Here is a 21,535-nt window from a genome sequence, read left to right as displayed (position 1 = left end):
TTTGTGAGAGGGAGGGAAGTATTATGAACAAAACACCCTGTTTTTCCCCGGCGCACATCCTGCTGCCGTCGGAACAGATCCCGGTGGGGCAGTGGGGCTGTGTGGCCTGCGATCAGTTCACCAGTGACCGCTCCTATTGGGAAAAGGCTGCGCAGGCCGCCGCAGGCGGCCCCAGCACACTGGACCTGATCCTGCCGGAGGTCTATCTGGAAGAGGATGACGTGGATGCAAGGATCAGTGCCATCCATGCGACCATGGACGATTACACCCGGAACGTGCTGACCCGCGCGGTGGACGGCTTCATTTATGTGGAGCGCACTGAGCAGAGCGGCCGGGTGCGGCAGGGCCTTGTGGGCAGGATCGACCTGGAGGCATACAGCTATGCCGAGGGCGCGGTGCCTGCCATCCGCCCCAGTGAGCACACCGTGGAAAGCCGCATCCCGCCCCGCATGGCGGTGCGCCGGGGGGCAAGGCTGGAAACGCCCCATATTATGATGCTGGCCGATGACCCCGGCTGCACCCTCATCGAGCCCATCGGCGAGAAGAAGGAGCAGCTGCGCAAGGTCTACGAGGGCGACCTGATGCTGAACGGCGGCCACATTGCCGGCTGGGCAGTGGAGGACCCCGCCCTGCTGGCCCAGATCGACAGCGCCCTGAACGCTCTGGGCAGCCAGGAGGCCTTTGATGCCCGGTATCCCCAGGCAAAGGGCGGCGCGCCCCTGACGCTGGCCGTGGGCGATGGCAACCATTCGCTGGCTTCCGCCAAGGCCTGCTGGGAGGAGCTGAAAAAGACCCTGACCCCGGAGCAGCAGCTGACCCATCCGGCCCGCTGGTGCCTGGCTGAGGTCTGCAATGTCCACTCTCCGGCCATTGAGATCGAGCCCATCCACCGCGTCCTCTTCAATGTGGACTGCGGTGCCGTGCTGCTGGCCCTCATCGCGTGGAGCGATTCCCACGCGGCAGGCATCTGCTTTGGCGATGCAAAACAGCAGTCCTTTACGCTGGCTGGCCCCCATGTGGCCAATGTGCTCAGCTTTGAACATCCCGTTGCCCCGCTGACCGTGGGCACCATTGACGCATTCATTGAGTATTTCATGGCCCGCCACATCGAGGCCCGGGTGGATTATGTCCACGATGAGCCCGCTGTCCGCGCCCTGTGCAGGCAGGGGGGTGTGGCTTTCCTGATGCCGCCCTTTGAGAAGAGCGACCTGTTCAAAGGCATCGTTATGGGCGGTGTGCTGCCCCGCAAGACCTTCAGCATGGGGCACGCAGAGGAAAAGCGCTATTATATGGAATGCAGAAACATTTTAGGTGAAGAATGACATTTAACGAACTGAATCTTTCCGCGCCTGTGCTGCGTGCTGTGGCACAGGCGGGCTATGAATCCCCCTCGCCCATTCAGGCAGCGGCCATTCCGCCGGTGCTGGCCGGGAGGGACTTGATGGGCTGCGCCCAGACGGGTACCGGCAAGACGGCTGCCTTTGCGCTGCCCATGCTCGACCGCCTGACTGCCAGCGCGCCCCGCAAAAAGGGTGCCATCCGCGCCCTGATCCTGACTCCTACCCGGGAGCTGGCTTTGCAGATCGGCGAGAGCTTTGAGGCCTACGGCAAGTATCTGACCCTGCGCAGCACCGTCATCTTTGGTGGTGTGGGTCAGGCTCCGCAGGTCGCGGCCCTGAAAAAGGGCGTGGACATCCTCATTGCCTGCCCGGGCCGCTTGAACGACCTGGTGGGGCAGGGGCTGCTGGACCTCTCCAACATTGAGATCTTTGTTCTGGACGAAGCCGACCGGATGCTGGATATGGGCTTTGTCCACGACGTGAAAAAGGTGATCGCCAAGCTGCCCAGGCAGCGCCAGAACCTGATGTTCAGCGCCACCATGCCCAAGGAGATCGAGCAGCTGGCCGCAGGCATCCTGCACGACCCGGCCTTTGTCAAGGTGGACCCGGTGTCCAGCACGGTGGACCGCATCCAGCAGAGCCTGTATTTTGTGGAGAAGGGCAACAAGAAGTTCCTGCTGCCCTGGCTCATCAAAAATCTGAGGCCTGAGGTGGTGAACGCGCTGGTGTTCAGCCGCACCAAGCACGGGGCCGATAAAATTGCAAAAGACCTGAACAAGCAGGGCATCCCCGCCGCCGCCATCCACGGCAACAAGAGCCAGACCGCCCGTGTGACGGCGCTGGAGGATTTCAAGGCGGGCAAGACCCGGGTGCTGGTGGCGACCGATATCGCCGCCCGCGGCATTGACATCAGCGAGCTGTCCCATGTGTTTAACTACGATCTGCCCGAGGTGCCCGAGACCTATGTCCACCGCATTGGCCGCACGGCCCGTGCCGGTGCCGACGGCACTGCCGTCAGCTTCTGCGCCCCGGAGGAAAAGGAATATCTGGCCGGGATCGAAAAGCTGAACCGCCGCCAGATCCCGGTCGTCTCCGGCCATCCCTGGGACGGCGTGCCTGCCCCTGTCAAGGCTGCGCCCCCGGTGCGGGGCAAAAAGCCCAAGGCGGAAGCAGAGCAGCCGGAAAAGCCTGTGAAGGCAGAGAAGCCTGCCAAAGCAGAAAAGGCAGCCAAGGCCGAAAAGCCCGCTGTCCCCAAGAAGGAAAAAGCGGCTGCAAAACAGCCCAGCCCCAAGAATACCGAACCGAAAGAAGGAACATCCATGGAGGAAAACCAGAAGCGCACTTCCGGCGGACGCAGTGAGAACCGCCGCTCCAATAACAGCCGCACCCGCCGCGAGGGCAATGCCCCGCAGCCGGCCAACCGCGGCAGCAACGCCCAGCCCAAATTCGACCCCCACTTTGTGAGCGCCCCGGAGGCTACCCCCCTGCGCCCGGTCAAAAAGGCTCCGGCTGCGCAGCCTGCCGCAAAGCAGACTGCTCCGGCCCAGAACGGCCAGCGTCAGCGAGGCGGTCAGCCTGCCCGTGCCGAGCAGCGCACCGACCGCAATGATCCGCGCACCGAGCAGCGGGCAGAACGGAACAGCCGCAATACCCGTCCGGCCCAGAACGGCCAGAGCCAGCAGGGAAGCCGCAATAATCGCAATGCAGTGCAGAGCAGCCGCCCCGCCAAGAGCGAGGCACCCCGCAGCCGCAGCCGGAACACCGCCCCCGCACGGGACGAGGACCCGGGCCTGATGCTGATCAGCCGCCGCCCGCCCCAGCAGAAGTTCACCAACTTTGAAGAGTATATGACCGCCCACGGCGGTGCCACCGCACCCATTGAGGATCACACCGATGAAACCTGAGCCGTTTGCCCCCTGGCAGTGCCCGCTTTGCGGCGAACCCCTGACCGGGGACACTGCCCTGAAATGCGGCAGGAACCACAGCTTTGACCGGGCGAAAGAGGGGTATTGGCACCTGCTGCCGGTGCAGAGTATGCGCACCAAGGCCCCGGGCGACAGCAAAGAGATGGTCGCCGCCCGCCGTGCCTTCCTGAACGCCGGGTATTACGGCATCTTCGGCAGGGCGCTGGGGGAACTGTGCCTTGCGTACGGCGCTGCCGCCGGGGCAGATATGCCGCTCCATCTGCTGGATGCGGGCTGCGGCGAGGGCTGGTACGACCGCTGCATTGCACAGGCCTTTGCGCAGGCGGGCCGGTCGGTGCAGCTGGCGGGCTTTGATATCGCAAAGCCTGCGGTGCGTCTGGCCGCAAAGGCACTGCCTGCCGCAAAATACGCGGTGGCATCCAGCTTTGCCCAGCCTGTCCGCACCGGATGGGCCGACCTGCTGCTCAACTGCTTCTCGCCCTTTGCACAGGAAGAGTTCCGGCGCGTGCTGCGCCCGGGCGGACGGATGATCTATGTCGTGCCCGGTGCAGAGCACCTCTACCAGATGAAAGCTGTCCTCTACGACACGCCTTATAAAAATCCGGTGCAGGAGGTGGCCTATGAGGGCTTCCGCCCCATCGGAGAGCGGGAAGTCTCGGGCAGCATCACAGTGCCTGCCGGGCAGCTGGAGGCGCTGTTCGCCATGACCCCCTATTACTGGAAAACGCCACGGGATGGCGCGGCCCGCCTGGCCGCCCTGCCCGAGCTGACCACGGACATCGCGTTCCGCTTCCTTGTGTTTGAAAAAGAGTGATCGAAAAGCCCCCGGCCTGTGAGGATACAGGCCGGGGGCTTTTTGCGTGCAGAAAACAGGGTTACATTGCGATCCAGCCCAGTGCGTTGGCAACCGAGCTGGCCAGGATGATAGCCGCGAAGATGGGGCAGAGATACCGGAGCATAAAGTTGAACACCGGTTTGCGGCGGAAGGGCTGACCTTCCTGCGTGACCTCTTCCTCGATCTTTTCCACACCGACGATCCGGGAGACCAGCAGGCAGGTGGCAATGGCCGCAATGGGCATCATCACCGAGTTGGTCAGGAAGTCGAAGAAATCGAGGAACTGCATCCCGAACACGGTCACACTGGCAAGGGGGCCGTAGCCCAGCGCGGAAAGGCTGCCCAGTGTGATCATAATGCAGCCGATGAGGATGGTGGAGCGGGTGCGGTCCCAGCCCAACTCGTCCTCAAAGGTAGAAACAGCACTCTCGGTCAGGGCAATGGAGCTGGTGAGGGCCGCGAACAGCACCAGCACAAAGAAGAGCACGCCTACGGCAGTGCCCATGCCCATGCTGGCAAAGACCTTGGGGATGGTGATGAACATCAGGGCCGGGCCCGCCTGCAGGGTGTCAGGGTCGCCGCCCGAAAAAGCGAACACGGCGGGAATGATCATCAGGCCCGCCATGATGGCAATGGCGGTGTCGAAGATCTCCACGTTTTCCGTGGACTGCTCAATGGACACGTTCTTTTTCATGTAGGAGCCAAAGGTCACCAGGATGCCCATGGCAATGGAGAGGGAGTAGAACATCTGGCCCATGGCGGAAACCACGGTCATCCACGAGAAGTTGGCCGGGTTGGGCACCAGAAAATACTTTACGCCTGCCAGTGCGCCGGGCCGTGTGACCGAGTAGACGGCAATGACCACCGAGAGCACCACCAGCACCGGCATCATCACCTTGGAAACGCGCTCCACGCCGTTGCGCACGCCCGCAAAGATGATGCCCAGCGTGATAAAGGTGAACAGCAGGAACGCGATCTCGGCCAGCAGACCGTTGGAGATGAAGCCGGAGAAATACCCGTCCGATGCCAGCGCGCTGCCGTGGCCGGTGAGATACTGGGCCAGATAGTGGATGACCCAGCCGCCGATGACCGAATAATAGGGAACGATCAGGATGGGGATGACGGCGTTGATCCAGCCGCCGAACGCCAGCCCCTTCCCCTTGCCAAAATGGCTGTAAGCGCCCACCGGGCTTTTGCGGGTCATCCGGCCCAGCGCCGTTTCGGCAATGATCATGGTGTAGCCAAAGGTGACAGCCAGCAGGATGTAGATGAGCAGAAAAATGCCGCCGCCGTATTTTGCGGCCAGATACGGGAAGCGCCAGATGTTTCCCAACCCGACCGACGCACCGGCGGCGGACAGCACGAATCCGAGTTTGCCGGAAAACGCACTGCGCTTGTGTTGAGTTTCCATGTTCTTTTCCTCTTTTCCAGTTGATAAAATCAAGTGTAACATAGAAAAAACGGGATTTCAACGAATCGCAGGCGTTTCACCGGTGGAGAGATTTCAGGCGAAAGGTGAAGAAAAGTGAATCACTTTCGGGTAAAGGGCTCCATACCGTGCTCCTCGGGGGTGTAGTATTCCATCAGGGAAATGTAGTTTTCCGGGTGGTGGCAGAACGCCGCGCGCAGAACACTGTCCAGCTCGCCCCGGGCGGTGAGCAGACGGATGATGTACTGGGCCACCATCTGCACCACATCGGTCTCGATGCCGTAGCACAGGCCGACCGCCAGCACCGGGATGAGGATCTGCCGGGCCAGCAGGGGCACGTTCTGGCCGTACCGCTCAAGGATGGGGCGGCTCATGGTGGAGGCGGCCCAGACGCTGCCCACGATCTGCCAGTAATCGATCTCTTTCATGTGGGAAAGGCTCTGCAGCCGCTCCACGATCTCGCCGTCGCTGAGGACGTAGCCATCGACCACCTCTTTTTCGGAGCGGAGAAAGGCACACTGGATCATGTCCATGATAGCGGCTTCGTATTTCTGGTGGAAATTTTCCCGGGAAACGCAGAACTTGGCCACGATGTCGATGAGGGCACTGGTGTCCTCGGCGGTGGCAAGACTGCTGATCACCAGCGGCGTGGGGCCGAATTCCGCCCCTAGTGCGTCCAGGTCGGCCAGCTCTTCGGCATTCCGGGTGGCGGGCAGAAAGCGGTCACAGCCGTTGCGGTGGTAGCCCCAGGCAGCGGGCAGCACCCGGGCCACCGCGTCGCCGCTGGAAATGATGCTGAAGATGTTGCTCTCGGGCCAGTTTTCCAGCAGGGTGCCGTCCGGGGCGTGATTGGCATCGAAATCCTGCTGCAGGTCAGGCCGGTCGGCGGCAGTCAGGGCCGCAGGCACCGCAAAGCCGTAGGCATAGATGTTCTCCCGCCCCAGCTGGGGGAGCTCCCGGGCGATCTTTGCCGCCAGCAGATTTGCAATGATGGAGCCGCGGCTGTAGCCGCCCAGCCAGAGCTTGAAGGTGCCGCCCTGCCCTGCCCGGGCCAGATAGGCCTTGAGGGACGCAAACACCGCCGCCACAGGCGTGACAAAGCCGGTGTGCGCGCTGGTATCGCCTATGTGGAAGTTGCTGGCCCACTCGCCGCCGTAGCCGCCGCCCCGCAGGACAAGCGCCACAAGGGTGGTACGCTGGCCGTTCAGGGTCAGGGTCTTGCGGGCCAGCGAGTAGCCCACAAAGTCTCCGGCCCGGCCGGTGTCGAGGTCGTAATTGTAGAACAGCGCGTCCTCAAAGCCCAGGGTCTCGTAGGCGGCGGCAATGTGGGCTTCCCGCCCCACAGAGCCGTTGACCCAGTATTCCGCATCGCTGGCCACAGTGTTGGCCGCAGCACAGACCAGACCCAGCGTTGCCAGCGCCAGCTGGTGGTCATATTGGGTGGCCGGGTGGGTGAAGAAGCTGTCGGAGTAATAGAACGCGTGGGTCAGGTCACAGCCGCTCAGGTCGCTGCGGATGCCGATGGTGTAGCGGCCATCCGGCACTGCATGGCCCACGGAGCCCTGCCCGGCGGCCTGGACCATCAGCCCGGGCAGCAGAGTGCTGCCGGCCGCAAACCCCAGCACCTTGCAAAAACTTCTTCGATCCATAATTTTTCCCCTCAAAAACCAGAATGGATTTTTTCTTAGTATACCGTATCCCGGGCGGGGATACAATCCAAAGTTTTCTGGGCGGCAAAAAACGGGCCGGTGTTGCGCACACCGGCCCGTTATGTTACACTGTTGTTCAGTCCAGATCCTTGCAGCACTCCACGATGTGGTGGAACATCTGCTCCACGGCGGGAGCCATGGCGGTGGGACGCTGGACGGCCAGACCCACCACGCGGTCCTCTTCGGGCTCGATGGGGTAGATCTTGACCGCTGCCGTGCAGTTGCGCAGCAGCATCCGGGGCATGATGGAAATACCCAGGCCTGCCTCGACCATGGCAATGTTCGACTGGTCATCGATGACATGGCAGCGGCGCTCCGTTGAGAGGGAATACTTCTTGAGGAACTGACGCATCTCCGCGTCGGTGGCATCCCACTGCACCACAAAGTTCTGCCCGTTCATCAGGGCGGGGGTCATCACGCCGTTGGGCGGCTCGGGCCAGTCCATGGGGGTGATGCAGAGCAGCGGCTCGTGGAACAGCTCGGTCAGAACAAACTCCTCCCGGCAGTTGTTGGAGAGGAAGGCAATGTCCACCTGACCGGTGCGCAGCCACTCCTTAACATCGTCGTAGGTGCCCTGATAGACCTCGACTTCGATCTGGGGGTAGTGGGCCATAAAGCCCTTGAGGATGCTGGGCAGCAGCCCGGAGCAGATCGAGTTGAAGGCACCCAGCTTGACCTTGCCCTTTTCCAGGCCGTTCAGGCGGGCAATGCTCTGCTGCAGGGCCTCGTCGCTGTTCAGCACCGCACGGATGGAAGGGTACAGCGAAGCGCCGTAGCTGGTCATGGTAACGCCGTTTTTGCCGCGATTGAATAAGGTAAAGCCCAGCTCAGCCTCCATCACGGCGATGGCGTGGCTGATGGCCGAGGGGGTCAGATGCAGCTGCTGAGCCGCCTTGTTAAAGCTGCCCTGCCGTGCAACTGCGTCGAAAATCTCATAAGAAAACAGCGTCATTCCCAATGCCTCCTTCCGGTCTGATCTGGTTCGGAGACGCTCGATCCTCTGTGAATCTTTTTCATCTTTGGTTTGAGATAGTTCAATTATCTTCTTGATTTTACTATCCCGCGCCCGTCCTGTCAAGCATTTTGGGCGGATTTGTGCACGCTCTGTGTAGATTTTGCCGCAGCAGACGCAGGAAATGCCACCTTTCCTCCGTTATAGTTCTTATAACGATTTTTTACAAACTGACCGAGGTGTTTTTTATGACCGCACTTTCCCCGCGCTGCAGCTTCAGCGGCACCGCCCTTAAAACCATTGCCTGCATCACCATGCTGGTGGACCACATCGGCGCGTCCTGCATCGAGGCAGGGATCCTTACGCCCGGGCTGGACAGCGGCACCCTCTCGCGGGACACCCTTTCCGCCTATCCGCTGTACCGGCTGGACATGGTGTTGCGCTTTACCGGGCGGCTGGCCTTTCCTATCTTCTGCTTCCTGCTGGTGGAGGGCTTTGTACATACCCACGATGTGAAAAAATACGTCCGGAGGCTGTTCCTGTTTGCCCTCATCAGTGAGGTGCCCTTTGACCTTGCGTTCTTCCGCACCCCCTTTGACCCCAGTGCACAGAACGTTTACTGGACGCTGGCGCTGGGCGTGCTGGCCATGGCAGGTCTGAAGCATTTTGAAAAGCCGGACGGCTCTGCCAGCTGGAAAGGGCTCTTGTGTGCGGCAGGCTGCACGCTTGCGGCGCTTCTGGCTTGTACGGACTACAACGGCATCGGTGTGCTCATCATCTGTGCGCTGTACCTGACCCGTGGCGACCGCAAGCGGCAGTGCATCGTGGGCGCGCTGCTGTTTTTGTTCGAGCTCACCGCCCCGCTGGCCTTTGTGCTGGTCTGGTTCTATAACGGGCAGCGGGGCGCGTGCAGTCCGCTGCATAAGAAGGCCTTTTACTGGTTCTACCCGGTGCACCTGAGCGTGCTGGCTGTGGTGACGAATCTTCTGCTGTAAAAAAGCAAAACGCGCTTTTCGGAAGGCCCCGGAAAGCGCGTTTTGTGTAAAAATCTGTTCAAGCCATGTGCAGCTGCTCTTTCAGTGCCTGCTGAAGGACGCAGGAAAAATTGATCCCCTGTGCCATGGCGGCATCGTTCAGCCAAGCAGGGATGGAAAGCGTCTTTTTGACAGATCTCTCGAAGTGCTGTTTTGCATATTCTGCCACATCAACAGAAACAACATTGACAAATGCTTCAGAAACAGGCTCGTCGGGAGCAAGTGCCCGAGACACAGCGATTGGGTCGATGGAACCCGGACGAGACGGTGTGGGAATCGTTTCGCCATCCCGCTTGCAGGTGTAGAGATAGCCTGCAAGGCAGTCCACTGCCATCTCCATGGCTTCCTCAAAGGTATCACCCTGTGTTGCAAGATTGTTCAAATCAGGAAAAACGACAGAATAACCTTCTGCCTCTTTATAAAAACAAGCCGGATACATGGATAACATCCTTCATCCCTCCTGTATGATGATATGGCATTATTTGAGCCCTGCCTGCTTTCGGATGGAAAGCTCTGTGCGGCGGTCAAGTTCTTTTCCCTTGTGAAAAAGGAATCGTGACCTTGCCGGGTTTTGTGGGATGGACATACTGACGGTGGGAACCGACCTGTTCCTTGAAGACCCAGCCATCGGCAAGAATCAGCTTTTCCATTTCACGCGGTTTTGGCGGCACAAGCTTCACATCCTTTCAAGAGGAGTATACCATATTATACGTATTATGTAAATACGGATTGAAAGATAAGATGAGAACAAAAATGGAAAAAGCCCGGTGATTTCAAAGAATCATCGAGCTTTTTCTTGGCGGAGTAGGAGGGATTTGAACCCTCGCGCCGTTGTTTAGACGACCTACGCCCTTAGCAGGGGCGCCTCTTCGGCCTCTTGAGTACTACTCCAGAGCAAAGTGTGTTGCACTTATTCAATAAAAATGGCGGAGAGAGTGGGATTCGAACCCACGGTACGTTGCCGTACGGCAGTTTTCAAGACTGCTTCCTTAAACCACTCGGACATCTCTCCTCGTGGGCACCCGCACACGCCGTACCGAATGCCTATTTAATTTACCAGATTTCAGCGGCGCTGTCAAGCCCAAAATCAAAATTTCCGCTCGTTGTGCGCATTTTTGTGCGGAACGACAACTTTTCTTCGAGAAAAAGCGGGATTCCCTCTTTACGGAAACATCTTTTTGTTGTATAATAAATACAGATAAAACCTTACCGGACCCGGTACAAGCAGAGGAGTGTTGAACAATGTCGTTTCCGGAGCTGTTACGGCAATGCCGAAAGCAAAAGCACATGAGCCAGGCGGAGCTTGCTTCCCTGTTGGGCGTGACTCAGCAGGCCGTGGGAAAATGGGAGAGCGGAAAGAGCTCCCCGGACCCCACCACCGTGGCAAAGCTGGCGGAGATCCTGGACACGACCGCGGACTATCTGTTGGGTCTGTTCGACCCCACCGCGGAGGGCCAGACCGAAGAGCGCTTCTTCGGCAGCTATGTGTACAGCCTGATCCCTGTCATCGGCACGGTCAAGGCGGGCTACGGCGCGCTGGCCTATGAGGAAGACTACGGCAAGGAGTATGCCCGGGTCAAGGACCCTTCCAGCTACTTCTATCTCGTTGTGCGCGGCGACAGCATGGAGCCTCGCATCCACGATGGTGACCTTGCCCTGGTGCACCGCCAGGACACGCTGGAAAACGGCGACCTAGGCGTGCTGATCTACGGCGACGAGGGCGAGGGCACCCTCAAGCGCTACCTCCAGCGCGGCAACTGCGTGGTGCTGCAGCCCTTCAACCCGGCCTATAAGGAAATGGTCATCAAGGGCGAGGAGCTCAACCATCTGCACATTGCAGGCCGTGTGGTGGAGACCAAGGCGAAGTGGTAAAAACGCCCCACCAGCGCCTGAAAAAGAAAAGCCATCCAGTATGGCTTTCTTTTTTATACCCATTTTTCGGAGGTGTCCCATGGAACAGAGCCTGATGGATAAGCTGACGATCCTGGCGGACAGCGCAAAATATGATGTGGCCTGTACCTCCAGCGGTGCTTCCCGGGCAGCAGGAGCGGGCGGGGTCGGCAGCTGTTACGCCCCGGGCTGCTGCCACGCCTTTACTGCCGATGGCCGCTGTGTCAGCCTGCTGAAGGTGCTGATGACCAACTGCTGCTCCTTTGATTGCAGCTACTGCGTCAACCGCAAGTCCAACGATGTGCCCCGGGCCACCTTCACCCCCCGGGAGCTGGCCGAGCTGACCATTGAATTCTACCGCCGCAACTACATCGAGGGTCTGTTTCTTTCCAGTGCCGTGCTGGTGAGCCCGGACTATACCACCGAACGGATGCTGGCGGTTCTGCGCCTGCTGCGGGGGGAGTACCGTTTCGGCGGCTACATCCACGCCAAGGCCATTCCCGGCACCAGCCCGGAGCTGCTGGAACAGCTGGGCTTTCTGGCCGACCGCCTGAGTGTGAACATCGAGCTGCCCAGTGAACGCAGCCTGAACCTGCTGGCTCCGGACAAAGGGCGGCACTCCATTTTCCGGCCCATGAAGCAGATCGCGGTGGAGGGGGCCGCCAACCGGGAAGAGGTGGCGCTCTACCGCAAGGCCCCCAGATTTGCCCCGGCGGGCCAGAGCACCCAGATGATCGTGGGTGCTTCCCCGGAAACGGATTATCACATTCTGCAATTAACGGAAGGATTATACAATAAGTATCACCTGAAACGGGTGTTTTACTCCGCCTACATCCCTGTGACCGAGGACACCCGCCTGCCCGCGCTGGACACCAAGCCGCCGCTGCTGCGGGAGCATCGGCTCTATCAGGCAGACTGGCTGCTCCGCTTTTACGAGTTCAAGGCAGAGGAACTTCTGGACAGGGACAACCCCAACTTCAACCCCTATCTGGACCCCAAGTGCAACTGGGCAGTGCAGCATTACGGGTTGTTCCCGGTGGACGTGAACCGCGCCCCCTTTGAGATGCTGCTGCGGGTGCCGGGCATCGGCCCCAAGAGCGCCCGGCGCATCTGGCACGCCCGCAAACAGGCCGCGCTGGGGCTGGACGAGCTCAAGCGGATGGGCGTGGTGCTCAAGCGGGCACAGTATTTCATCACCTGCCGGGGCTTTGCGGGGGCGCACCCGGGCCGCGGCAGCGCCGGGCGGGAGCGCATCACCCGGGCGCTTATCGACCCCAACGTATTCAGCGGCGGGGTGGAGCAGCTGAGCATGTTCAGCCCGCCCGCCGTGGATCGGCTGGTGGAGCAGGGCGTGCCGCCCCGCACAGCCCAGAAAATGGTGCGGGAGGAGGCAGTGCAATGTCTGGCCAGAGCCCTGTAAGCCCCGCCCGGAAGCTCCACGATGCCGACGTGGTCTACCTCTATGATGGCAGCTTCGAGGGCTTTCTCTGCTGTGTGTTTGAGAGCTTTGCCCAGCATGAGCTGCCCTTTGCGGTCTGGACCCCGGAGCGGGAGACGGCTACCCTCTACCCTGTGAAGGAGATCCCCACTGACCACGCAAAGGCCCGGCGGGTCTTTGCCAGCTTCCGCGCCAAGCTGGGCGAAGAGACGGAATCCCTCGTCACCCGGGATTTTCTCTCGGGCTGGGAGGATAAGGAGCTGCGGCTCATCCGATTTCTGCATCTGGCCTTTGCGCTGGGGCCGGGTACGGTCAAGCGGCGGGGTCATCCGGAGGTGGCTCCGCTCCACCAGATGAAGCAGAGCCTGGACTGGGAAGTGGACAAGTTTCAAGGCTTTGTCCGTTTTCAGGAGCACGATGGGATGCTGGGTGCAGTCATCCACCCCAAAAACTATATTCTGCCCCTCCTGCGCGGGCATTTCTGTGCCCGCTTCCCGGAGGAGAACTTCCTGATCTATGATGCCGTCCATCAGGCGGTGCTGCTGTACCAGAACCACAAAGCTCAGCTCATGGAGCTGGCCGAACCGCTGACGCTTCCGCCGCCCGATGAGCGGGAGCAGCAGTTTCAGGACCTGTGGAAGCAGTTTTACAAAACGCTGGAGATCAGGGCCCGCCATAACGAAAAAGGCCGTATGACCCACTGCCCCAAACGCTTCTGGGCGGATATGACCGAGATGAAAGAGGAATTGGAATGAAAAAGGAAACAAAGACCGGACGCTGGAAATATGCCGCCATCGTGCTGATTGTGACCCTGCTGGTGGGGCTGTTCTGGAGTTATGTAAAAAACGGGCCGAAGAGCGAAATCTATCTTTACGGAGAAACGCACAGTAATCAGAAGATTTTGAATCGGGAACTTTCCATCTGGGGCGAGTATTACGAAAAAGGAATGCGGGATCTGTTTGTGGAATTCCCGTATACGGATGCACAATTTCTGAACCTGTGGATGCAGGCCGACGATGATGAATTGCTGGATCTGCAGTTCAAGGACTGGGGAGGCACAGAAGGCGGCACCGAGGTCATGAAAAATTTTCTGAAACAGATCAAGGAGCAGTACCCGGAAACCGTGTTCCACGGCACCGACGTGGGCCATACCTGGGAAAGCACCGGGCCGCGGTATCTGGCCTATCTGGAAGCCAACGGGCAGAAGGATACCGAAGAGTACAAACGTACGCAGGAAAACATGGAACAGGGCAAACGGTACTATGAGATCGAGGCGACGGATGAAGCTTCTTCGGTCCGATACCGGGAGGACCGGATGGTGGAGAACTTCCGGCGCAGCTATCAGGAACTGGAAGCGGTACGCCGCACCGATATCATGGGTATCTATGGAAGTACACATATTGTGGAGTCGGAGTATCGGAACTCGGACTTTCGCATGGCAAAACAGTTGAGCGAGAACTATGGGGAACATCTCCATACCAAAGATCTGACGCAGGAACCGGAACGGATCGACACGCTGGAAGTCAACGGAAAGACCTACACAGCCTCCTATTTCGGCGAGCAGGATATTTCGATGGTAAAGGGCTACAAGATCCGAAAGTTCTGGCGGTTGGAAGACGCATACGAGGACTTCAAGGAGCTGCCGACACCCCGTGAGATTCTGCCAGCCGACAACTACCCTGTAAAAATCCAGGCTGGGCAGGTGTTTGCTGTGGAGTACCTGATGTCCGACGGCTCGACCGAGTGGAAGTATTATATCTCGGACGGCACAGAACAGAACGGCCAACTCATCACAAAGCGGATGAAGATGGAATAAGCAGGCTCCCGGCCCCGGAACTTTGCCGAATTTACAAAAAGGTTGCAACCATGCAGTTGCAACCTGTAAAACCTATGGTATACTATAAGAGATATCCGGGCAGGAATTTCTGCCCCACACACCCCCGCTGCGGGGTCAACACAAAAGGAGTATTGTAGCGTTATGGTTCGCATTACTATGGAAGACGGCGGCATCATCGACATTGAGCTGAATGAGGAAGTTGCCCCCATCACCTGTGAGAATTTCAAGAAGCTGGTCAGCGAGGGCTTCTATAACGGCCTGACCTTCCACCGTGTCATCCCCGGCTTTATGATCCAGGGCGGCTGCCCGCTGGGCAACGGCACCGGCGGCCCGGGCTGGAACATCAAGGGCGAGTTCGCTGCAAACGGTGTGAACAACCCCATCAAGCATACCCGCGGCGTGATCAGCATGGCCCGCAGCATGAACCCCAACAGTGCCGGCAGCCAGTTCTTCATCATGCACAAGGACGCTCCCCATCTGGACGGCCAGTATGCCGCTTTCGGCAAGGTGGTTTCCGGCATGGATGTTGTGGACAAGATCGCTTCCGTCCGCACCGACTGGAACGATAAGCCCACTACCCCCGTCAAGATGAAGACCGTTGAGCTCATCGAGGGCTGATCTTCTGCGCTTCTGTCCCGCCTGCCCGTGAAGTGCTCCGTCAGGTAGACAGAAAAAATAATATAAGATTTTTGTTCGCCGTTTCCACAAGGGAACGGCGAATTTTTTGTACAAATCGGCGTTAGGACGCTCGATTCATGGCACGGACGTGAGCTTGCAGCGTCCAACACGGGACATTTTTTTGATATTTTACCTCCGCTGTATCGTGATTGTTCTTGCTTGACATGAAAATACCCCCAGAGTACGCAGAGTTTTCTTTTTACTCTGTCTACTCTAGGGGCAGCATATCATGTTGAGGATACAGGCCGGGGGCTTTCCATATATGCGTCAGAAAGAGATGAGAGGCTTACTTTTTTTCGCCCTTGGGCAGCAGACCGGCGCGCTCCAGAGCCGGGCGCAGGGCCAGATACAGGATGACTACGCAGATGGTGGAGGCTACGCTGTTGACAAAGGTGACACCACCGGCGATCTTGGACAGGGCCTGTGCCACGGTATACTCCTGGCCAAAGATGTAAATGTTGCGGAAATAGCCCAGGAACGGGTCGGTGATGACGTTCAGCAGCAGGCCGGAGCCGCCTGCCACGATGACCTTGAGCAGGTAGCCCTTGCTGTGGCGGTCGAGATCGCGCAGCTTGAACACCTTGTGGGCCACGGCACCGCAGGTGATGCCGATGATGAACTTCAGCACAAAGGTGGTCACGGCATAGCCCGGGTCACCGGCCAGAATATCGGCCAGAGCCAGACCGATCGCACCGGCCAGGCCGCCGGAAACGCCGTCCAGCAGCAGGGCGGTCAGGGCGGTGAAGGTGTTGCCCAGATGGAACGAGGAGCCGCCGTAGAACGGCACGCGGAAGAACAGGTATGCCACCAGGCTCAGCGCGGCCATAACGCCGGTCAGGGCCAGCTCCTTGGTGGTAAAGGTGCGCTTGTACAGCACACTGCCGAACAGGATGACGACGATCACCACAGCAAGCAGCAGCCACATTGCAGTTGTAGACATGATTTTTTCCCTCCAAATTTTTTCGGGGCGAACCCCCTCCATCCTGTTTTGCAGGATCGTTCGCCCGTTTCAAAGCCACTTACCCATAAAACTACTTGACATTTGGGTGTGTGGTTGGTATGCTCCTATTATACGCGAAACTGGCACCATGAAAATACCCAGAATAAAGTTTTTTTATGGGGTCAGTTTGGCAAAGCATCCAAAAAGGGGAGAGGTCTTATGTTTCATCTGACAACAGCACTGGATGCCGCCAGCGGGGTGCCGCTGTACGAGCAGCTCTACGAAAGCCTTGCCGCCGAGATGCGCAGCGGGGCCATTCCGGCGGGCACCCGGATGCCCGGCAAGCGGCGGCTGGCGGCAGAGCTGTCGGTGTCTGTCAACACGGTGGACGCGGCATATCAGATCCTGGCGACCGAGGGCTACATGGAGCCGCGGGAGCGCAGCGGCTTTTATGTACAGGAATATCTTGCCCTGCCCACCCGGCCCGAGGAAGTGCCGCCCCCGGTGTCTGCCGCTCCGCCGGAAGCCGCCGAGCCGCCCGTCCGGTTCGATCTGTCCACCCGGGGCGTGGACCCGGGGCTGTTTCCGTTCCGCACCTGGGCCCGGCTGCAGAAAGAGCTGCTCTATTCCTCGCCCCAGCTGCTGACCCATGGCGATGCGCAGGGGGATGTGGAGCTGCGGCAGGCGCTGGCGGACTATCTGGAGGAATACCGGGGCGTGCGGTGCACCGCCGAGCAGGTGGTGGTGGGTGCCGGTATGGAGTATCTGCTGAGCCTGCTGGCCCCGCTCCTGCCCGGCAAAACGGCGGTGGAGAATCCCGGCTACCAGCGCGCGAAGCAGGTGCTGGAAAACAACGGCGTGGCGTGCTGCTGCCTGCCTGTGGATGCGGACGGCCTTTCTGTTGAGGCATTGTCCGGCTCGGGTGCGGCGGTGTGCTATGTCACGCCCAGCCATCAGTTCCCCACGGGCGTGACCATGCCGGCGGGCCGCCGCACGGAGCTGCTCCACTGGGCCTCCCGCTGCCCGGGCCAGCGGTATATCATAGAGGACGATTACGATTCGGAGTTCCGCTTTGATACCCGCCCCCTGCCCAGTCTGCAGGGCATGGCCGGGGCCGACGGCCCGGTGGTCTACCTCTCCACCTGCTCTCGCAGTCTGGCCCCCGGTATCCGCATTGCCTACATGGTGCTGCCCCGGCAGCTGCTGCCCGCCTGGCGGGCAAAGTACCGGATCTATTCCTGCACCGTCAGCCGGTTTGAGCAGCAGACCCTGGCCCGCTTTATCCGCGAGGGCTACTTTACCCGGCATCTTGCCCGGGAGCGCGTGGCCTACAAGGCCCGGCGGGATGCTCTGGCTGCCTCTCTGCGCGCTGCCTTTGCGCCGGACGAACTGACCCTGACCGGCCTGCACACCGGCCTGCATCTGTTGGCAAGGCTGAAAAATGCCCCGCCGGATGCCGCCCTTCACGCCGCCGCAAAGGCGCAGGGCGTGGCCCTGAGCCTGCTGAGCGATTATGACCTGACCGGCGGGGAACAGGATTTTTCCGGTACGTTTGTGCTGGGCTATGGCTCCCTGAGCGAGGCATCATTCCCCGAGGCGGGCGAAACGCTGAGGAAGGTCTGCACCGCCGCCCGGGAAGCGTCTGTGACCGTGTAAGTGCCCGCTTTTGCATCCCACGCCCCGGGCAGGGCCTCGGCGTGGGGGAGGGCGCTGTTGTTGGCCAGAAACTCCAGTACTGTGCCCAGCAGGGTGTAATCCTGCGCCGAAAAGTCGGTGAGCAGGGCCGTGCTGCTGGCCCGCAGGGCATCCGGCAGGGTGGCGGGCAGCAGGGCGAGGTCCTGCCGGAAAAAGGCTTCCCACACTGCCGCCCGGGCGGCGGCCCGGCAGGCAGGCGGCAGGATGCCGTCCGCATCCCAGCCGGAGAGCAGAGCGTGGGCCTCCTTGGCCGAAATGCTCTGCACGGCGGCGGAAAGCCCGGTTTCGGTCAGCTCATCGGCAGTCAGTGCCCCCGAAAACCCCACCCGTACCGGCCCGTAACGGGAAGCGGTCTTTTCCAGCACGGCGGGGGACAGTGCCAGATAAAGCATATCCTCCGGCAGGCCCAGCACCTCCAGAAGCGCCTGACGGCACCGGGCGGGCCCCGCCGCTCCGTAGCAGTGGGCAAGGCTGGCAGTCTCTCCGTTGAAGGGAACCGTCAGCTCCCCCGGCACGGCCAGCAGGTTCAGACTGTTCTGGGCGGCGTTCAGGTAGACCAGCAAAAAGCCCGGCTGCTCCCCGGCGGTGCAGAGAAGCAGGGTCATCCGGTGCTCGGCCCGGGGCAGCTGGATGGGCACCCCGCTCTGGGGCTGGGCCGTCTGGATGCGGGTGCGCACCATCTGCCGGGTGAGCAGGACCGTGCCGCCCACCAGCGGCAGCAGCACCAGAAGTGCTGCGCCCAAAGCAGCCCAGAAGGGCCTCCAACCGTTCTTGTGCATCCCGTGTTCCTCCGTTCCGTTTTGGAACAGGGTGGGCCGGGATGTGCTTTTTTATACAGAAACCGCTGCCCGGGCATGAAAACGCCCCCTATGTCATACAGTAGAGCACAGGGGGCGTTTGTGTATGTGGGAGAGCCTGGCGCGGGTGAATGCGGTGGTCAGCGGTGTGGTGTGGGGGCCGGTGGGGCTGGCGCTGCTGTTTGGCACCGGCTGTCTGCTGACAGTGCGCACCGGTTTTTTCCAGCTGCGGTATTTCGGGTACTGGATGCGCCACACCATCGGGGCCATCTTCCTGGACCGGAATGTGACCGCCCACACGGACGATGAAGCCATCAGCCAGTTCCAGAGCCTTTGCACGGCGCTGGCGGCGACCATCGGCACCGGCAACATCGTGGGCGTGGCGGCAGCCATTCTGGCAGGCGGGCCGGGGGCTGTGTTCTGGATGTGGGTCATGGCCCTGCTGGGGATGATGACCAGTTATGCCGAGAACGTGCTGGGCATCTGCTACCGCCGCCGGGATGCCGCCGGAAGATGGTGCGGCGGGCCCATGTACTATCTGGCCGAGGGGCTGGGCGGCGGCTTTGGCCGGGCACTGGCAGTGCTGTTTGCCTGCTTTTGCGTGCTGGCCAGCTTCGGCATGGGGAACATGAGCCAGATCAACTCCATTGCGGGCAATCTGCAGGCGGTGTTCCGGGTGCCGCCGGTGGCAACGGGCATCGTGCTGGCCCTGCTCACCGGGCGGGTCATACTGGGCGGGCTGAAGCGGGTGGCCGCAGTCACGGAGGCCATCGTCCCGCTCATGGCCCTGTTCTACCTGTTCGGGGCGCTGACCGTGGTCTGTGTCCATTGGGCGGCTGTTCCGGCGGCATTCGCGGCCATCTTCCGGGGGGCGTTTGGCTTGCAGGCCGCCGGGGGCGGGGTGCTGGGTTACGGCATGGCCCGGGCCATCAGCTGGGGATTCAAGCGGGGAGCCTTTTCCAACGAAGCAGGACTGGGCGCGTCGGTGCTGGTGCACTGCGCGGCCAACGTGGAGGAGCCTGTCCAGCAGGGAATGTGGGGGATGTTCGAGGTGTTTGCAGATACCATGGTGGTCTGCACCCTCACGGCCCTTGTGGTACTCACCAGCGGCCTTGTGGATCTGGACACCGGTGCGGCCCTGACCGACGTGGAGGGCTCCGCACTGGTGGGGCAGGCCTTTTCCACGGTGTTTGGGGCGTTCGGGCCGCAGTTCATCGCGGTGTCGGTCCTGCTGTTTGCCTATTCCACTACGCTGGGGTGGAGCCATTACGGCACCCGGGCAGTGGTGTATTTGCTGGGGGAGCGTGCCGCCGCAGGATATAAACTGGTGTTTGCGGCCATGGTGCTGGTGGGTGCTGTGATGAAGCTGGACCTGGCCTGGGCGCTCTCCGATACCTTCAACGGTCTGATGATGCTGCCCAATCTTGTGGGCGTGGTGGGGCTTTCGGGAGTGGTGGTCCGGGAGACACAAGCGTATCTGAAACGAAAATGACCCTCTCCGTCCCTGCAGTCTGTCTGTCAGATGCGGGATGGAGAGGGTCATTCTTTATCGCTTCTTTTTATTCGGCTTCGGGGCAGGCCGCTTCAGGCTCCGCACCGCGTCACGCCCGGCGGCGATGCCGCTGCCAAAGGCCCAGTGCAGGTTGAAGCCGCCGCAGCTGCCGGCGCAGTCCAGCGTTTCACCCACAAAGTAAAGGCCGAGGCAGCCCTTGAACTGGAAGCTGGGGGTCACTTCGGTCAGGCTCAGGCCGCCGCCGGTGGTCTGGGCCTGCTTCCAGCCGCAGGGGGTCAGACCCTCGAACAGCCAGTGCTTGGCCGCGTTGGCCAACACCTGCCAGGCGGCATCCGGCAGGGTGTCCACCGGTTTTTCAGGCAGCTTTGCCGCTGCCCAAAGGGCGCGGCCCAGCTTGGGATTGAGCAGACCTGTCCAGAAATCCGCAGGTGCCTTGCCCGGCAGCAGGGGCACCCGGGCCGCAAACAGGGCGGTCAGGGCAGTCTCGTCCAGCATGGGGAAGAGGTCCAGCTCAACGGCCGGGCGCTTTGGCCCCCGCCCCGGGGCCAGATGGCAGGACAGCTGCATGATGCAGATGCCCGAAAGCCCGTAGTCCGTGAACTGCACCTCGCCGTTTTCCACAGCCACGGTGCAGTGGCTGTCGAGGTCCAGCAGGGTGGCAGCGGCCTTGGCCCGGATGCCGGCCAGAGATCGGTTGGGCTTTGCTGTCTGCAGGGCGGTCAGGCAGGGGTACAGCGGCTCCAGCTTTCCGCCGCACTGGGCGGCGAATCGGGTGCCGAAGCCGTCGGTGCCGAACTGCGGCCCGGCATTGCCGCCCATGGCGCAGATGACGGCATCGGCCCGCAGGGTCTGGTCCTGACCCTCGGCATCCTCGCACAGGATGGTGTAGCCGCTGCGGTTCTGGCTCAGGGTCTGCACAGTGCAGCCGGTACGCACCTCCACGCCCAGCCGGGCAAGGTGGCCTTCCAGCAGGGCCAGCACGTCTGCGGCCTGGTTGGAGTAGGGGTACACCCGTCCGGCTTCATCGGTGCGGGTGTACAGGCCCAGCGCTGCGAACCATTCCAGCGGCGCGGCGGCATCCACCGCGGTCAGCAGGGGCCGCAGGGCGGCGGGGTCAGCGGTGAAATACTGCTCCGGTGCAATTCCGGTGTTGTCCAGATTGCAGCGGCCGTTGCCGGTGGCCAACAGCTTTTTGCCGCACCTGGGGTTGCGGTCCAGCACCGTCACCCGCACTGCCCCTGCCGGGGCAGACTGGGCGGCGGCCAATGCGGCGGCAAGGCCCGCTGCACCGCCGCCCAATATCACGATCTGCTGCATAAGAGCACCCCCCTCAGAAATCCATACATTTTATTATAACATACACAGCAGCAAAAGGATAGAAGAATGCCCCAAATTTGCAGCGAATAATCTTTGACGAAAGCCTTGACAGAAAAAGCAGAATTTGGTAGTGTTGATTCGACGGAATTGCGTGGTTTCGCAGGCTGTGGAAATGCGGTCGGAAAAGGGCAGAGAGTTGGGACTCT

The 21,535-nt window shown here is 60.8% G+C and carries 19 protein-coding genes and 2 tRNA genes; 11 read left to right on the top strand and 10 right to left on the bottom strand.

Annotation, left to right across the window (positions count from 1 at the left end; translation table 11 throughout):
• Positions 1-23 precede the first annotated feature (23 nt).
• The 3 genes from ACKXGA_RS09005 to ACKXGA_RS08995 are packed head-to-tail and all read left to right on the top strand — an operon-like array spanning position 24 to position 4,079.
• Complete coding sequence (locus tag ACKXGA_RS09005) at positions 24-1,322, top strand: DUF1015 domain-containing protein (protein WP_227622219.1); 1,299 nt, start codon at positions 24-26, stop codon at positions 1,320-1,322.
• The gene (locus tag ACKXGA_RS09000; RefSeq protein ID WP_423729322.1) at positions 1,319-3,244 is read left to right on the top strand and encodes a DEAD/DEAH box helicase; all 1,926 of its coding nucleotides are present in this window, start codon (positions 1,319-1,321) and stop codon (positions 3,242-3,244) included. The genes ACKXGA_RS09005 and ACKXGA_RS09000 overlap by 4 nt, the downstream gene beginning before the upstream one ends.
• Positions 3,234-4,079, top strand: coding sequence for a putative RNA methyltransferase (locus tag ACKXGA_RS08995; protein ID WP_423729321.1), 846 nt, complete (start codon positions 3,234-3,236; stop codon positions 4,077-4,079). The genes ACKXGA_RS09000 and ACKXGA_RS08995 overlap by 11 nt, the downstream gene beginning before the upstream one ends.
• A 61-nt stretch (positions 4,080-4,140) precedes the next feature.
• Here the strand turns inward: ACKXGA_RS08995 and ACKXGA_RS08990 are convergent, their stop codons facing one another.
• The 3 genes from ACKXGA_RS08990 to ACKXGA_RS08980 all read right to left on the bottom strand — a co-directional run bounded on the left by ACKXGA_RS08990 (position 4,141) and on the right by ACKXGA_RS08980 (position 8,190).
• Entirely contained in the window at positions 4,141-5,511 is a 1,371-nt protein-coding gene (locus ACKXGA_RS08990) for a sodium-dependent transporter (protein ID WP_156066703.1), read from the bottom strand.
• Positions 5,512-5,630: 119 nt separating this feature from the next.
• Positions 5,631-7,178 carry a lipase family protein gene (locus ACKXGA_RS08985; RefSeq protein ID WP_423729320.1) on the bottom strand — a complete coding sequence of 516 codons (1,548 nt, stop codon included), beginning with the start codon at positions 7,176-7,178 and terminating at the stop codon, positions 5,631-5,633.
• Positions 7,179-7,314: 136 nt separating this feature from the next.
• Positions 7,315-8,190 (bottom strand): LysR family transcriptional regulator, encoded by an 876-nt coding sequence (locus tag ACKXGA_RS08980; RefSeq protein WP_097773180.1) that lies wholly within the window; start codon positions 8,188-8,190, stop codon positions 7,315-7,317.
• 248 nt (positions 8,191-8,438) lie between these two features.
• Here ACKXGA_RS08980 and ACKXGA_RS08975 point away from each other — a divergent pair, with 248 nt between their 5' ends.
• A complete protein-coding gene (locus ACKXGA_RS08975; RefSeq protein ID WP_423729319.1) occupies positions 8,439-9,185 on the top strand; it encodes a TraX family protein in 747 nt (248 codons plus the stop codon).
• 58 nt (positions 9,186-9,243) lie between these two features.
• On the opposite strand, the gene ACKXGA_RS08970 is transcribed toward ACKXGA_RS08975, so the two are convergent.
• From ACKXGA_RS08970 to ACKXGA_RS08955, 4 genes are all read right to left on the bottom strand, one after another.
• The gene (locus ACKXGA_RS08970; protein WP_423729318.1) at positions 9,244-9,672 is read right to left on the bottom strand and encodes a type II toxin-antitoxin system HicB family antitoxin; all 429 of its coding nucleotides are present in this window, start codon (positions 9,670-9,672) and stop codon (positions 9,244-9,246) included.
• Positions 9,673-9,748: 76 nt separating this feature from the next.
• Positions 9,749-9,895, bottom strand: a complete 147-nt coding sequence (locus tag ACKXGA_RS08965; RefSeq protein WP_423729317.1) for a type II toxin-antitoxin system HicA family toxin — start codon at positions 9,893-9,895, stop codon at positions 9,749-9,751.
• A 126-nt stretch (positions 9,896-10,021) separates the two neighbouring features.
• Positions 10,022-10,115: transfer RNA gene (locus ACKXGA_RS08960), tRNA-Ser, on the bottom strand.
• A 33-nt stretch (positions 10,116-10,148) separates the two neighbouring features.
• Positions 10,149-10,236, bottom strand: a tRNA-Ser gene (locus ACKXGA_RS08955).
• A 230-nt stretch (positions 10,237-10,466) separates the two neighbouring features.
• On the opposite strand from ACKXGA_RS08955, the gene ACKXGA_RS08950 reads away from it, so the two are divergent.
• The 5 genes from ACKXGA_RS08950 to ACKXGA_RS08930 all read left to right on the top strand — a co-directional run bounded on the left by ACKXGA_RS08950 (position 10,467) and on the right by ACKXGA_RS08930 (position 15,007).
• Positions 10,467-11,096 carry a LexA family protein gene (locus ACKXGA_RS08950; protein WP_005934683.1) on the top strand — a complete coding sequence of 210 codons (630 nt, stop codon included), beginning with the start codon at positions 10,467-10,469 and terminating at the stop codon, positions 11,094-11,096.
• A 79-nt stretch (positions 11,097-11,175) separates the two neighbouring features.
• Positions 11,176-12,534 (top strand): putative DNA modification/repair radical SAM protein, encoded by a 1,359-nt coding sequence (locus tag ACKXGA_RS08945; protein ID WP_035394627.1) that lies wholly within the window; start codon positions 11,176-11,178, stop codon positions 12,532-12,534.
• Positions 12,513-13,307, top strand: a complete 795-nt coding sequence (locus ACKXGA_RS08940) for a TIGR03915 family putative DNA repair protein (protein WP_423729316.1) — start codon at positions 12,513-12,515, stop codon at positions 13,305-13,307. Before ACKXGA_RS08945 ends, ACKXGA_RS08940 begins: the two co-directional genes overlap by 22 nt.
• Positions 13,304-14,368, top strand: coding sequence for a hypothetical protein (locus ACKXGA_RS08935; protein WP_423729315.1), 1,065 nt, complete (start codon positions 13,304-13,306; stop codon positions 14,366-14,368). The genes ACKXGA_RS08940 and ACKXGA_RS08935 overlap by 4 nt, the downstream gene beginning before the upstream one ends.
• 162 nt (positions 14,369-14,530) lie before the next feature.
• Complete coding sequence (locus tag ACKXGA_RS08930) at positions 14,531-15,007, top strand: peptidylprolyl isomerase (RefSeq protein WP_117477067.1); 477 nt, start codon at positions 14,531-14,533, stop codon at positions 15,005-15,007.
• Between the two features lie 346 nt (positions 15,008-15,353).
• Here the strand turns inward: ACKXGA_RS08930 and ACKXGA_RS08925 are convergent, their stop codons facing one another.
• On the bottom strand, positions 15,354-16,007 hold the full coding sequence (locus ACKXGA_RS08925; RefSeq protein WP_117533782.1) for an ECF transporter S component: 654 nt from the start codon (positions 16,005-16,007) through the stop codon (positions 15,354-15,356).
• A 219-nt stretch (positions 16,008-16,226) separates the two neighbouring features.
• Between ACKXGA_RS08925 and ACKXGA_RS08920 the strand changes: the two genes are divergently transcribed.
• Complete coding sequence (locus ACKXGA_RS08920; RefSeq protein WP_423729314.1) at positions 16,227-17,663, top strand: PLP-dependent aminotransferase family protein; 1,437 nt, start codon at positions 16,227-16,229, stop codon at positions 17,661-17,663.
• Here ACKXGA_RS08920 and ACKXGA_RS08915 read toward each other — a convergent pair.
• Positions 17,570-18,481 (bottom strand): hypothetical protein, encoded by a 912-nt coding sequence (locus tag ACKXGA_RS08915; RefSeq protein ID WP_423729313.1) that lies wholly within the window; start codon positions 18,479-18,481, stop codon positions 17,570-17,572. The genes ACKXGA_RS08920 and ACKXGA_RS08915 overlap by 94 nt on opposite strands.
• 124 nt (positions 18,482-18,605) lie before the next feature.
• On the opposite strand from ACKXGA_RS08915, the gene ACKXGA_RS08910 reads away from it, so the two are divergent.
• Entirely contained in the window at positions 18,606-19,991 is a 1,386-nt protein-coding gene (locus tag ACKXGA_RS08910; protein WP_423729312.1) for an alanine/glycine:cation symporter family protein, read from the top strand.
• Between the two features lie 54 nt (positions 19,992-20,045).
• Here the strand turns inward: ACKXGA_RS08910 and ACKXGA_RS08905 are convergent, their stop codons facing one another.
• A complete protein-coding gene (locus tag ACKXGA_RS08905; RefSeq protein WP_117477062.1) occupies positions 20,046-21,329 on the bottom strand; it encodes an NAD(P)/FAD-dependent oxidoreductase in 1,284 nt (427 codons plus the stop codon).
• Positions 21,330-21,535: the final 206 nt, after the last annotated feature.

This window comes from Faecalibacterium hominis (ex Afrizal et al. 2022), assembly GCF_049545105.1.
Classification (GTDB): Bacteria; Bacillota; Clostridia; order Oscillospirales; family Ruminococcaceae; genus Faecalibacterium; species Faecalibacterium duncaniae.
This window is presented reverse-complemented; position numbering and strand designations above follow the sequence as displayed.